12 protein-coding genes and 3 pseudogenes are annotated in these 12,073 nt (G+C 70.7%); 7 read left to right on the top strand and 8 right to left on the bottom strand.

The genetic code is table 11. The features are described from left to right. Positions 1-55 precede the first annotated feature (55 nt). Positions 56-238, top strand: a complete 183-nt coding sequence (locus tag ACIQ6R_RS12825) for a hypothetical protein (RefSeq protein ID WP_404220793.1) — start codon at positions 56-58, stop codon at positions 236-238. On the opposite strand, the gene ACIQ6R_RS12820 is transcribed toward ACIQ6R_RS12825, so the two are convergent. The 3 genes from ACIQ6R_RS12820 to ACIQ6R_RS12810 form a co-directional block, all read right to left on the bottom strand. Then, complete coding sequence (locus tag ACIQ6R_RS12820; RefSeq protein ID WP_404220791.1) at positions 213-1,736, bottom strand: tannase/feruloyl esterase family alpha/beta hydrolase; 1,524 nt, start codon at positions 1,734-1,736, stop codon at positions 213-215. The genes ACIQ6R_RS12825 and ACIQ6R_RS12820 overlap by 26 nt on opposite strands. A gap of 176 nt (positions 1,737-1,912) precedes the next feature. Beyond that, entirely contained in the window at positions 1,913-2,866 is a 954-nt protein-coding gene (locus tag ACIQ6R_RS12815) for a hypothetical protein (RefSeq protein WP_404220789.1), read from the bottom strand. Between the two features lie 139 nt (positions 2,867-3,005). Continuing rightward, the gene (locus tag ACIQ6R_RS12810; protein WP_404220787.1) at positions 3,006-3,341 is read right to left on the bottom strand and encodes a hypothetical protein; all 336 of its coding nucleotides are present in this window, start codon (positions 3,339-3,341) and stop codon (positions 3,006-3,008) included. Between the two features lie 67 nt (positions 3,342-3,408). On the opposite strand from ACIQ6R_RS12810, the gene ACIQ6R_RS12805 reads away from it, so the two are divergent. Beyond that, complete coding sequence (locus ACIQ6R_RS12805; protein WP_404180602.1) at positions 3,409-4,305, top strand: oxygenase MpaB family protein; 897 nt, start codon at positions 3,409-3,411, stop codon at positions 4,303-4,305. On the opposite strand, the pseudogene ACIQ6R_RS12800 reads toward ACIQ6R_RS12805, so the two are convergent. Both ACIQ6R_RS12800 and ACIQ6R_RS12795 read right to left on the bottom strand, forming a co-directional pair. Further along, a pseudogene (locus tag ACIQ6R_RS12800) lies at positions 4,291-4,422 on the bottom strand (PadR family transcriptional regulator); the annotation flags it as partial. The gene ACIQ6R_RS12805 and the pseudogene ACIQ6R_RS12800 sit on opposite strands and share 15 nt — an antisense overlap. A gap of 89 nt (positions 4,423-4,511) precedes the next feature. Continuing rightward, positions 4,512-5,111: a class I SAM-dependent methyltransferase gene (locus ACIQ6R_RS12795; protein ID WP_404220784.1), complete on the bottom strand. Its 600-nt coding sequence runs from the start codon at positions 5,109-5,111 to the stop codon at positions 4,512-4,514. A gap of 199 nt (positions 5,112-5,310) precedes the next feature. Between ACIQ6R_RS12795 and ACIQ6R_RS12790 the strand changes: the two are divergent. Together ACIQ6R_RS12790 and ACIQ6R_RS12785 are read left to right on the top strand one after the other, a co-directional pair. After that, positions 5,311-5,541 (top strand): annotated as a pseudogene (locus ACIQ6R_RS12790) (MHYT domain-containing protein); the annotation flags it as partial. Then, positions 5,541-5,606 (top strand): annotated as a pseudogene (locus ACIQ6R_RS12785) (ATP-binding protein); the annotation flags it as partial. The pseudogenes ACIQ6R_RS12790 and ACIQ6R_RS12785, both read left to right, overlap by 1 nt. A gap of 76 nt (positions 5,607-5,682) precedes the next feature. Here the strand turns inward: ACIQ6R_RS12785 and ACIQ6R_RS12780 are convergent. Further along, positions 5,683-6,111 (bottom strand): PPOX class F420-dependent oxidoreductase, encoded by a 429-nt coding sequence (locus ACIQ6R_RS12780; protein WP_404220781.1) that lies wholly within the window; start codon positions 6,109-6,111, stop codon positions 5,683-5,685. Positions 6,112-6,217: 106 nt separating this feature from the next. On the opposite strand from ACIQ6R_RS12780, the gene ACIQ6R_RS12775 reads away from it, so the two are divergent. Both ACIQ6R_RS12775 and ACIQ6R_RS12770 read left to right on the top strand, forming a co-directional pair. Continuing rightward, positions 6,218-6,631: a roadblock/LC7 domain-containing protein gene (locus ACIQ6R_RS12775; RefSeq protein WP_055420617.1), complete on the top strand. Its 414-nt coding sequence runs from the start codon at positions 6,218-6,220 to the stop codon at positions 6,629-6,631. A 137-nt stretch (positions 6,632-6,768) separates the two neighbouring features. Continuing rightward, positions 6,769-7,716, top strand: coding sequence for a DUF6397 family protein (locus ACIQ6R_RS12770; protein WP_404220778.1), 948 nt, complete (start codon positions 6,769-6,771; stop codon positions 7,714-7,716). A 1-nt stretch (position 7,717) separates the two neighbouring features. Here ACIQ6R_RS12770 and ACIQ6R_RS12765 read toward each other — a convergent pair whose 3' ends face one another. Continuing rightward, complete coding sequence (locus tag ACIQ6R_RS12765) at positions 7,718-8,584, bottom strand: acyl-CoA thioesterase (protein ID WP_404180586.1); 867 nt, start codon at positions 8,582-8,584, stop codon at positions 7,718-7,720. 19 nt (positions 8,585-8,603) lie between these two features. Continuing rightward, on the bottom strand, positions 8,604-11,117 hold the full coding sequence (locus ACIQ6R_RS12760) for a DEAD/DEAH box helicase (RefSeq protein ID WP_404180583.1): 2,514 nt from the start codon (positions 11,115-11,117) through the stop codon (positions 8,604-8,606). A gap of 145 nt (positions 11,118-11,262) precedes the next feature. On the opposite strand from ACIQ6R_RS12760, the gene ACIQ6R_RS12755 reads away from it, so the two are divergent. Next, positions 11,263-12,057: a metal-dependent hydrolase gene (locus ACIQ6R_RS12755; RefSeq protein ID WP_404220776.1), complete on the top strand. Its 795-nt coding sequence runs from the start codon at positions 11,263-11,265 to the stop codon at positions 12,055-12,057. Positions 12,058-12,073: the final 16 nt, after the last annotated feature.

Here is a 12,073-nt window from a genome sequence, read left to right as displayed (position 1 = left end):
GCGTGGGCCCGTTTTCAGGACAGAGAGCGGCAGTGGCCGCGAAGGAGGCGACATCATGTCGAAGAACGCCAAAGTCGCAGCGGGGGGCGTGGCGGTCGGGCTCGTCCTGCTGATCTGGCTGCCCTGGTGGGCCGCCCTGCTCATAGTGCTGGGAGTCCCGGCCGCCGCTTACCTCACCCTGGACCCCGCGCAGCGGCGCAGGCTGCGCCGCGTCACGCGCAAGGAGATCGGCCGTTGAGGCGCTGACGCCGCGCCTCGGACGCCTCGGTGGTCTCGGGGATCTCAGTGGCCTCGGTGGTCTCAGTGGCCTCGGTGGTCTCGGCGGCCTCGGTGGTCTCGGCGGCCTCGGTGGTCTCGGCCGTTTCGGTGAGGGCGCAGGAGTTGACCACGTCGCCGCTCGCGGGCCTGTCGATCGTGTGGTCCGCGGGTGGCGGGGTGCCCTGCTCCACCCATGCGGTCAGCGCGTCGAAGGCTGATCGGAAGCAGGGCAGGATCGGCCGCAGCCTGTCGGGATACGTGTCGTACAGCCCGTCGACGTGCGTGCCGCCCCTGACCGTGTAATAGCGGTGCAGCTCGCCTCGCCCCCCGTTGTCGATCATGCGCGCGTACACGTCGGAGTCGGTGGCCTTGGGCAGCAGCGTGTCCAGATCGCCGTGCAGTGTGATCAGCGGTTTGCCGATACGTCCGGTCAGCGCGACCCGGCCCACCGCGCGGCGGACGGAGGCGGGGCGTTCCGCGTAGTCGTATGCCGCGTCGGAGGGGCACGGCGCCAGGATCTCCTCCAGGGTGGACCCGGCGGCCGGTCCCGGGCAGCCGGGATCGTGGGCCGGGTCGAACTCGGCCCGGTAGATCTTCTGGGTCAAGCCCCAGTAGGCCTTCTCGTGATATGGCCACAGAAACTCGGAGCCGCGCGCGAAGCCCGCCGCGTACATGTCCTCGTCCCGTGCGGCGCCGAACATCCGGGCCACCGTCACCGGCAGGGACGTGAGGAGGCTGGGGCCGTTCGCGGTCCACAGCGCTCCTTCCCAGTCCACGCCGCCGTCGTACAGCTCCGGGTGGTTCTCCAATTGCCAGCGGGTGAGATAGCCGCCGTTGGAGATGCCCGCGATGTAGGTGTGGCGCGGCGCGTGCCCGTAGCGCTGGGCGGCCACCCGGCGGGCGGCCCGGGTGAGCTGGGTGGTGCGTGCGTTCCACTCGGCGACCGCGTCTCCGGGCCGGACGCCGTCCCGGTAGAAGTCTGTTCCGCTGTTGCCCTTGTCGGTCGCGGCGTACGCGTACCCCTGCGCGAGAGCACGGTCGGAGATCGCCTTGTCCGTGGCGTACTGCTTGCGGGTACCCGGTGCCCCCGTCACGACGAGGCCGCCGTTCCAGTGGTCCGGCAGCCGGATCACGAACTGCGCGTCGTGCCGCCAGCCGTGCGTGTCGTTGAAGCCGGAGGAGTCCGGGAAATACCCGTCGACCTGGATGCCGGGCACTCCGGACGGCGTCCAGGTGCCGCCGGCCGTCAGCCCGGCCTGGTCGGCCATGTCGGTGTAGGCGGTGCCCGCCAGTCCGGTGGTGGTCAGATCGTCCAAGCAGGCCCTGCGCTGGAGGGCGGCACCCGGTACTCGTACGCGCTCCTGGCGGGCGCAGTGTCCGCCTTCACCGCCCGTCACCGCGGCGACGGGCGACGGGCCGATGAGCGAGACAGCCGTCACAACGGCGGCGAGGATCGGAACACCACGGGGCAGACGCATCAGGGACTCCAGGCGCGACGGGGAGTGGAGTTGAGGGCCGCCCCATCGTGCGGGTCCGCTACGACCTCTTCCATGGGTGGGAGCCACATCGGAAGAGAGCCGGCCATAGAGGTTGAAGACAGTCGGAGACACGAGGCGCCCGACTCCCAGCGGCAACGGGCCCCGGTGTCCTCGGGTCAGCTCGGCCTTACGGCCATCTTGTCGAGGGCCTCCAGGAGTCCGGGCAGCGACGGGCCCCGCCCCACGGGCAGGACCTCACCGGGTTCCTCGTCGAGCAGGATGAAGGCGATGTCGTCGGTTCTGGCGACGAGCGACCAACCGGGGCCGTCGGCACGCAGCGTCCGAGCGTCCCCCGGCGCGAACGAGGACCGGACCCGGCCGAGCGGCGGGGGCGTGTCGACGTAGGCGCGGGCCTCTGCGAGCACCCGCCGGACACCGCCGTGCCCGGAGGACCCGGCACCGGCGTCCATGGGGCCGCCACCGGCGTCCGTGGGGCCGGCACCGGCATCCCGGGTACCGGACTCGTCTGCGGCACCGGTCTCCGTGCCCTCGCCGACGCCCGAGTCCTCGCTCGCGTCGTCGCCCGGCGCGTCGTCCACGGATCCGGCGTCGCCGCCCGTCACCGGGAAGTCCGCGTCGTCGATCTGCTCTCGCCACTGCGCCCACTGCGCGGCGATCTCGTCGGCTCCCATACGCCGCTGCGCGGGCCCCCACACAGTGGTGTCCGGCGGCGACAGCGCCGGCTGGTCGGCGGACTCGAGGTCGGGGTCGTGCGGCGCGGGCACGTCGGGGGCCGCCACGGCGACCGCGAGGGGCCAGCCGGGCAGCGCGGCGACGACCGTACGCTCGTCCGGCGACAGGTCGTACTCCATGCCGCAGTCCCAGGAGGCCACGGCGACGGCCACCAGCGAGACGTCGTCTACGACGACGGTCCACCGGGCGCCGTCACCGTCCTGGCCGAGTACCAGGCCGTAGCCGTCCGCCAGCGGTGGCAGACCGAGCGCCGCGCACGCCTCCGGGTAGTCGTCGCCCAGCACACTCGGAAACTTCGCCGGCGTCAGGAGCACCGCCGTGAGCACATAGAGTGCATCGTCCTCGGCGGCGACGGCGTCCTCGTCCGTCCCGGCCATCTCAGCCTCCCCATCGGTTCGTCCAATGGCGCGCACCCTAGTGCGCCAGGGAAGCCCTTGTCACGACTCCCAGACGCACCCGAGCTGCAGTTTTCCGGCTGGACGGGGCGAATCGCCCGCTTGTGACGGACGGGCGGGGTCAGGCCGCGGGCAGTCCGAGGAGGGCACGGGCCACGACCCGCGGCGACTCACCGCGTTCCCGCGCGAGCGCGATCACGGCCCGGCACGCCAACTCGTTCACCCCGAACGAAAGGGCCTCCGGCGACACCCAGCCCGCTGCCTCGTCGATCCCTTCCTGGTCGTCGTCCGCGCACGCCGAGACGTACGCGGCGGCGGCCTCGAACAGATTGTGCGAGCGCTGCTCCCCTCCCGTTCTTCCCTCCGTGCGCCGAGCGGCGCGAGATCTGTGCCAGGCCTCGCGGATCCTGCCGAACAAGCGGATCACCCCTCCCCTGTCGACAGCCATGGCAGCCATGGCTGATCGTGCATCTCCTGCCACTCAACGTAGAGTTGAAGCCTCGACGGCAGAAGGGGACGGCCACGTGGAGCGCTTCGAACGACTGGCACAGATCCGGCGGCTGGACCCTTACGAGGACGCTTCGGAGATCTATCGGCTGGCCTCGGCGTACGAGTTCCCGTGGGACTTCAGCCGCGCTCTGGAGCTGGCGCTCTACCGCACCTACGCCGTCCCGAGCATCGGCCGACTGCTGGCCGAGACGGCGGAGTTCACGGACCGGGCGCAGAAGCGGTACGACGACACGGCGCTGCTTCTGGACGCCGTCGTCGAGCACGGCTTCGGCAGCGAGCAGGGACACACGGCCATCCGGCGCATCAACCAGATGCACCGCGGCTACGACATCCCGAACGACGACATGCGGTACGTCCTGTGCACGTTCGTCGTGACCCCCAAACGCTGGATAGACGCCTACGGCTGGCGCAGGTTGTCGCGCCACGAGACCGTCGCGTCCGCCGTCCACTACCGCACGCTGGGACGGCACATGGGCATCAAGGACATTCCCGAATCCTACGAGGAGTTCGAAGCCTGCCTCGACGCCTATGAGGAGGCCCACTTCGCCTGGGACGAAGGTGCGCGCCGCGTCTCCGACGCGACACTCGACCTCATGGTCTCCTGGTATCCGAGCCCTCTCGCTCCGGTCCTGCGTACCGGGATCCTCGCCCTGCTCGACGAGCCCCTCCTGCGGGCTTTCCGTTACACGCCACCGAGCCCCGCCACTCGTGCGCTGGTACGCCGCGCGGTGCGGCTGCGCGGCCGCGCGGTCCGCTTGATGCCGCCGAGGCGCGCTCCGCACCACGCCCGGCAGAACCGGGAGATCAAGGGCTACCCGAACGGGTACCGGCTGGCCGAACTGGGCACCCGCCCGGTCCCCGGCCTACGGGGCTGTCCGGTCCGCCATATCGACACGTCAGCCGCCGAGTGAACCGATCGTCCCGCGCGGCCGGTTGAGTTCAGTCCTGGAGGTGGCTCGCGCGATGGGCAGGACGCCGCGCAGGAAGGGGTCGTCCAGCTCTTCGGCGCGCAGCGGCCGGTCAGCGTCAGCGCATGCGGCCGGTACCCGCGCGAGAGGTCCGGGCGGTCAGCCCTTACGCGCACAAGTGGTCCGAGCGGTCAGCCCTCGCGCAAGCGTCAGTTCTCACGCACGGCCAGGGCCAGGAAGCGGGCGTCCTCGTCGACGTACGACGTCATGCGCCAGCCGGAACCGGCGAGCAGCGGCCGGAGGTTGGGCTCGGCCCGCAGGTCGTCCGGCGTGATCCGCCGCCCTTGGCGCGCCGCGAGCGCCGCTCTTCCGATCGGATGGAACAGCGCGAGCACCCCGCCGGGACGCACGACGCGCGCCAACTCCCGCAGGTTGCCGGCGGGATCGGGCAGGTGAGCCACGAGGCCCGCCGCGAACACGGCGTCGAGCGTCCGCGACCGCAGCGGCATCGCGGCGACGTCGGTCAGCAGCAGGTGTCCGTCACGGTCCCTCCCGGCCCGTGCGGCGGCCTGGAGCATGGCGGGCGTCAGATCAGCCCCGACAACCAGGCCCGACGGGCCCACGGCCGCACGCAAGGGAGGCAGGGCCCGTCCCGTTCCGCAGCCCGCGTCGAGCACGTGATCACCCTCCCGCAGGCCTAGCTCGGCGACCGCGGCCGCGTACGCGGGACCGTCGTCGGGGAACCGGCTGTCCCAGTCGGCGGCGCGGGCGCCGAAGAACTCCTGAACGTGCGTGTGGTCGTCGCTCATGCTCCGCATGATCCCCCAACGGCACAGGTCCCTATGACACAGGTCCCCATGACACAGGTCCCCCAATGACACAGGGGATGCCGCAGCGCACACATTCGAGCATGACGCGATCGTTCCAGCGCTTTCCCGGGTCAGATAGCAACACCTTTCGGAATGCGCCCCCGTTGTGCGCCCTCGCCGGGACTAGCGTCCCGGGGCCATGGGACACCTGGACCACGTCGCCCTGGGTTGGCTGACCCCCGCGCTGTCGTACGCGATGTCCTGTACCGGCGCAGCCCTCGGACTGCGCTGCACCGTGCGCGCCCTCGCCGCCACCGGGCGCGCGCGCCGCAACTGGCTGCTCACCGCGGCCTCGGCGATCGGCACGGGCATCTGGACGATGCACTTCGTGGCCATGCTCGGCTTCCGGGTCAGCGGCACCGACATCCGCTGATCCGGCTCGTCGAGTACGCCGGACGGATGCACACCGCCCGGCTGCTCGACTCCGTGCGCTGACCGGCCGGCCCCTTCCGGCCGGTCAGGCCGCGGGCCCCGCCGGACCAACCGGTCGCGGGCCTCCGACGGACCGGCGTCAGTCCGCCACGGACTTCTGAGCCAGGACCTTGTCCACGGTGACGCGGACGAGGAGCTCGCCCGGAACGCCGTTGCGGGCCCCGAACTCCTCGGCGCGCTCCTCGCCCATGTACCGGGCCCCGATCCTGGCGGCCCAGTGCCGGAGTTCGTCGAGGTCCTCCGAGATCCGTGCGCGCCCCTGCAGCACGACGAAATCGAAGGGCGGCCGGTCGTCGTCCACGCACAGGGCGACCCGGCCGTCACGGGCCAGATTGCGTCCCTTCACGGTGTCCTTGCCGGTGTTGAACACCACGTCGTCCCCGTCCAGCAGGAACCAGATCGGTGCCACATGCGGGCTGCCGTCCGCCCTAACGGTCGAGAGCTTCCCGGTGCGGGTGCCGTCCGAGACGAACGCTCGCCACTCCTCATCGGTCATCTTCTGTGCCATGCCCCCATCCTCCTTGCCCGGAGCACAAGCGTGGTGAAGGCTGGCGGGCAGATCCTCCGGCCAGGAGGAGAGCACGCACACGGGGACAACACGGGGAGACCGGGACATGGTGCAGAACCAGGGACTTGGCTGGCTGCTGGACGACCTGACCGAGCGCGTCGAACACGTCCGGCATGCGTTGGTCCTGTCCAACGACGGGCTGGTGACCGGGGCGAGTACGGGCCTGCGGCGCGAGGACGCCGAGCACCTCGCGGCCGTCTCGTCCGGGCTGCACAGCCTGGCCAAGGGCTCGGGCCGCCACTTCGGCGCGGGTCAGGTACGGCAGACGATGGTCGAGTTCGACGACGCCGTACTGTTCGTGACCGCGGCGGGCTCGGGCAGTTGCCTGTGCGTGCTCAGCGGCGCGGAGACCGACATCGGGCAGATCGCCTACGAGATGACCCTGCTCGTGAACCGGGTCGGTGAGCACCTCGACGTCGACGCTCGACAACCGGGCCGGATATCCCCCACGGATCTCTGACCTGGGGTTTCCCTGCTTTCGTGGAGGCGGCTGCGGAGTTGTCCACAGGCCCGCCACGGATGTCGCGGCAGCGGCTACGGTCTTGTGTCAGGCGGGCGCGGACAGTGCCGGCCGCACACTCCACGGGGGAGACGACCATGTCCGGGAACACCATCACGCACAAGATCACAACCACTGCCGAACAGATCGGCGCCACCCGCGCCAGCGCCCGAGGCGCCACCCACGAAACCTCGCTCGCGCCGAACCGCGCGGCACGAGAACTGGGCCTCAGGCGCAGTGATCTCGACCTCGCCGTACACCTCGGACGCATCCGTACCGTACCCGACGAGGGAGGAGGCGGCCGACGCGTCGCGCGCGAGGAGATCGCACGGATCCGGGCGGGGGAGGGCTTCCCCGAGGCGCTGAGGGACAGTGTCCGGGCCGTCGGGACCATGGAAGGCGCTGCCCTCATGGAAGTGCCGAGGGCCCGGTTCACCCGCCTCGCACGCCTGGGTCTCTTGGTGCCCGTGAAGTTCTACGTCAACCGCTATCGGGCCGTCGTGTGGCTGTATCTGGCCGAAGAGCTACGGCAGTTCGCGTCCGACGAGAGGAACGCCGCACTGCTGAAGGGCCGTACGCCCGAGGGCCTGCGGGACCAGCTGACGGAGGGCCTGGACCTGCGTCCCCGTAACTGGAGGGGACGGCACCTGGGGTTCCTGCTCCGTCAGGCCGACGACCCGTGGGCCCGGGCCGCGGCCGTCGCGTCATTGCTCGACCCGGTCGAGGTCTCCAGGGTCGTCAGGGACCCCTACGAGCGCTCCCACTTGCACCGGTTCCGCCCGGTGACGCCCGCCCACGGTTCGCCCGGCTCCCCGGCCGCGCAGCTCGCCGAGGAGATCATGACGGCGGTGGACCCGGACGAGGTCGACTGGCTCCGCGCGGACCTGGCGGGCGCGGCGGAAGCCGCGCGCGGGCAGCGTCCGGCGCCACGTCCGGCCCCTCGCCCCCTCTCGACCCCGCCGGGCCGGGAACCGACGCCGCACGCGGCCGAGGAACCCGGACGGCTCCGCGGCCTGCTGGGCCGGCTGCGGCGCAGAGACTCCTGACCTACAGGGCCCGGAACAGCCCTTCCTGGACGACGGACACCAGCATGCGCCCCTCCGCGTCATAGATCCGTCCCCGCGCCAGACCCCGTCCACCGGTCGCGATCGGTGACTCCTGGTCGTACAGGAACCACTCGTCCGCACGGAACGGCCGGTGGAACCACATGGCGTGGTCCAGCGACGCCATGTCGAAGCCCCGTGGACCCCACAGAGGTTCGACCGGGATGCGCACGGCGTCCAGAAGGGTCATGTCGCTGGCGTAGGTCAGAGCGCAGGTGTGCACCAGCGGGTCGTCGCCGAGCGGCCCGACCGCGCGCATCCACACCGCGCTGCGGGGCTCGGCGCTCTCGACCTCGTCGGCGCTCCAGCGCAGCCGGTCCACGTAGCGGATGTCGAAGGGCTGGCGGCGGGCCATCCGCTCGAACTGCTCCGGCAGCGCGCCCAGGTGCTCCCGCACCTCGTCGGCGACCGTCGGCAGGGACTCGGGATCCGGGACCTTGCGGGCCGGAGGCAGCTGGTGCTCGAAACTCCCCTGCTCAGGCTTGTGAAAGGAGGCGGTGAGCGTGAAGATCGTGCGGCCCTGCTGCACGGCGGTGACCCGGCGGGTCGTGAACGACCGCCCGTCCCGGTCTCGTTCGACCTGGTACACGATCGGCACGCCCGGGCGTCCCGGGCGCAGGAAGTACGCGTGCAGCGAGTGCACCGGGCGGTCGCCGTCAGTGGTGCGGCCCGCGGCGACCAGCGCCTGGCCGGCCACCTGGCCGCCGAAGACCCGCTGCAGCGACTCCTCGGGGCTGCGGCCACGGAAGATGTTGACCTCGATCTGCTCCAGGTCGAGCAGGGCGACGAGGCTCTCGGCCGGATTCGTCATGGGTGGGATTCTCCTGTGCTCACAGCTGGCCGACATCGGTGACGCGGACGACCGCCCGGCCCTCAGCGTCGGAGGCCGTGAGGTCGACCTCCGCGCTGATGCCCCAGTCGTGGTCGTCGTTCGGGTCGTCGAAGATCTGCCGCACGCGCCACAGGCTGTTCTGCGGCTCCTCCTCGATCACCAGCAGCTTGGGACCGCGGGCGTCGGGACCGGTGCCGAGGTCGTCGTACTCGTCCCAGTACTTGTCCATGGCCTCGCCCCACGCGTCGGCGTCCCAGCCGGCGTCGGCGTCCATCTCGCCCAGCGCGTCGACCTGGTCGAGAGCGGCGAGCTCGACACGGCGGAACATGGCGTTGCGGACCAGCACACGGAAGGCGCGCGCGTTGGCGGTGACCGGCCGCACCTGGTCGGCCTTCTCCTGCGCCTCCTCGGCGGTCATCTCCGCCGGGTTGGCGAGCTGCTCCCACTCGTCCAGCAGGCTGGAGTCGACCTGGCGCACCATCTCGCCGAGCCACTCGATCAGGTCCTGCAGGTCGTCGGACTTCAGGTCGTCCGGGACGGTGTGGTCGAGGGCCTTGTAGGCGCTCGCCAGGTAGCGCAGCACGATGCCCTCGGTGCGGGCCAGTTCGTAGTGGGAGACCAGCTCCGTGAAGGTCAGCGCCCGCTCGTACATGTCCCGGATGACCGACTTCGGGGACAGCGGATGGTCACCGACCCAGGGGTGGCTCCTGCGGTACGTGTCGTAGGCGTGGAAGAGCAGCTCCTCCAGGGGCTTCGGGTACGTGACGTCCTGGAGGCGCTCCATGCGCTCCTCGTACTCGACCCCGTCCGCCTTCATCGCGGCCACGGCCTCACCGCGCGCCTTGTTCTGCTGGGCGGCGAGGATCTGCCGCGGGTCGTCCAGCGTGGACTCCACCACCGACACCATGTCCAGCGCGTACGACGGGGACTCCGGGTCCAGCAGCTCGAACGCGGCCAGGGCGAACGTGGACAGCGGCTGGTTCAGTGCGAAGTCCTGCTGCAGGTCCACCGTGAGACGGACGATGCGCCCCTCCGCGTCGGGCCGGTCGAGCTTCTCGACGATGCCGCCGTCCAGCAGCGAGCGGTAGATGGCGATCGCCCGACGGATGTGCCTGAGCTGCTGCTTGCGCGGCTCGTGGTTGTCCTCCAGCAGGTGCCGCATCGCCCTGAAGGCGTTGCCTGGCCGGGCGATCACCGACAGCAGCATCGTGTGCGTGACCCGGAAGCGGGAGGTCAGCGGCTCCGGCTCGGAGGTGATGAGCTTGTCGAACGTGCTCTCCGACCAGGCGACGAAGCCCTCGGGCGCCTTCTTGCGGACGACCTTGCGTCGCTTCTTCGGGTCGTCACCGGCCTTGGCGAGTGCCTTCTCGTTCTCGACGACGTGCTCGGGCGCCTGGGCGACGACGAAGCCCTCCGTGTCGAACCCCGCGCGCCCGGCCCGGCCGGCGATCTGATGGAACTCCCTGGCCCGCAGCGTGCGCACCCGGGTGCCGTCGTACTTGGACAGAGCCGTGAACAGCACTGTTCGAATGGGGACGTTGACACCGACGCCGAGCGTGTCCGTACCGCAGATCACCTTCAGCAGACCGGCCTGCGCGAGCTTCTCCACCAGCCGCCGGTACTTGGGCAGCATGCCCGCGTGGTGGACACCGATGCCGTGCCGGACGTAGCGGGAGAGATTGCGGCCGAACTTCGTGGTGAAGCGGAAGTTGCCGATCAGCTCGGCGATCCGCTCCTTCTCCTCCCGCGTGCACATGTTGATGCTCATCAGCGCCTGCGCCCGCTCCACGGCCTGCGCCTGCGTGAAGTGGACGATGTAGACGGGGGCCTGCCGGGCCGCCAGCAGATCGGTGAGCGTCTCGGTGAGCGGCGTGTAGCGGAACTCGTAGGAGAGGGGCACGGGCCGGGTGGCCGAGCGGACCACAGCCGTGGGGCGCCCGGTGCGACGCGCGAGGTCCTTCTCGAAGAAGGAGACGTCACCGAGCGTGGCCGACATCAGGACGAACTGGGCCTGCGGCAGTTCCAGCAGGGGAATCTGCCAGGCCCAGCCGCGGTCCGGTTCCGCGTAGAAGTGGAACTCGTCCATGACGACCTGGCCGATGTCCGCGTGCTTGCCGTCACGCAGCGCGATCGACGCCAGGACCTCGGCGGTGCAGCAGATGACGGGGGCGTCGGAGTTCACGGAGGCGTCGCCGGTCAGCATGCCGACGTTCTCGGTGCCGAAGATCTTGCACAGTTCGAAGAACTTCTCCGACACCAGCGCCTTGATCGGGGCCGTGTAGAAGGTGACCTCGTCGCGGGCCAGAGCGGCGAAATGGGCGCCCGCCGCGATCATGCTCTTGCCGGAGCCGGTGGGCGTCGACACGATCACGTTCGCCCCGGAGACCACCTCGATCAGCGCCTCCTCCTGATGGGGGTAGAGCGTGAGACCGCGATCCTGGGCCCACGCCTCGAAGGCTTCGTACAGGGCATCGGGGTCGGCGGTCCGCGGCAGCTGATCGATGAGGGTCACGCACCCATCTTGCCTGGCCTCGGCCGTGATGGGGGAATCGGCTGTCCGTGTGAAGATCACGAACGCTACGCTGGGTCGCCGACGAGGCATCAGCGGACCCGGACAACTGCACAGCGGCACACGAGGAATGGGGCGGGCAACGGCGATGATGGGACCAGCACACTCACTGTCCGGCGCCGCGGCGTGGCTCGGCGTCGGGGCGGCGACCGCCGCCGCAGGGCACTCGATGCCTTGGCCGGTGCTGCTCGCCGGAGCCCTGATCTGTGCCGGCGCGGCGCTCGCCCCGGATCTCGACCACAAGGCGGCCACCATCTCCCGGGCCTTCGGACCGGTCTCTCGGGGGCTGTGCGAAATCGTCGACAAGTTGTCGTACGCGGTCTACAAGGCCACGAAGAAACAGGGCGACCCGCGCCGTTCCGGGGGGCACCGCACGCTGACGCACACCTGGCTGTGGGCGGTCATGATCGGCGGAGGCACCTCGGTCCTGGCCATCACGGGTGGTCGCTGGGCGGTCCTGGCGATCCTCTTCGTGCACATGGTGCTGGCCATCGAGGGCCTGCTCTGGCGCGCGACCCGCGGCTCCAGCAGCGACGTGCTGGTGTGGCTGCTGGCCGGGACCAGCGCGTGGATCCTGGCCGGGATACTGGACAAGCCGGAGGGGGGCGCGGACTGGCTGTTCACCGCACCGGGCCAGGAGTACCTGTGGCTGGGTCTGCCGATCGTGCTCGGCGCGCTGGTGCACGACATCGGGGACGCGCTGACCGTCTCGGGCTGCCCCATACTCTGGCCGATACCCGTGGGCCGCAAGCGCTGGTACCCCATCGGCCCGCCGAAGGCCATGCGGTTCCGGGCGGGCAGCTGGGTGGAGCTGAAGGTGCTGATGCCGGCGTTCATGCTGCTCGGGGGAGTGGGCGGCGCGGCGGCGCTCAACTTCATCTGAGGGACGGTCTGAGGCA

Source organism: Streptomyces sp. NPDC096048, assembly GCF_044763415.1.
Lineage (GTDB): Bacteria > Actinomycetota > Actinomycetes > Streptomycetales > Streptomycetaceae > Streptomyces.
Note: the sequence above shows the minus strand (reverse complement) of the source record. Positions and strands in the feature narration are given on the sequence as shown.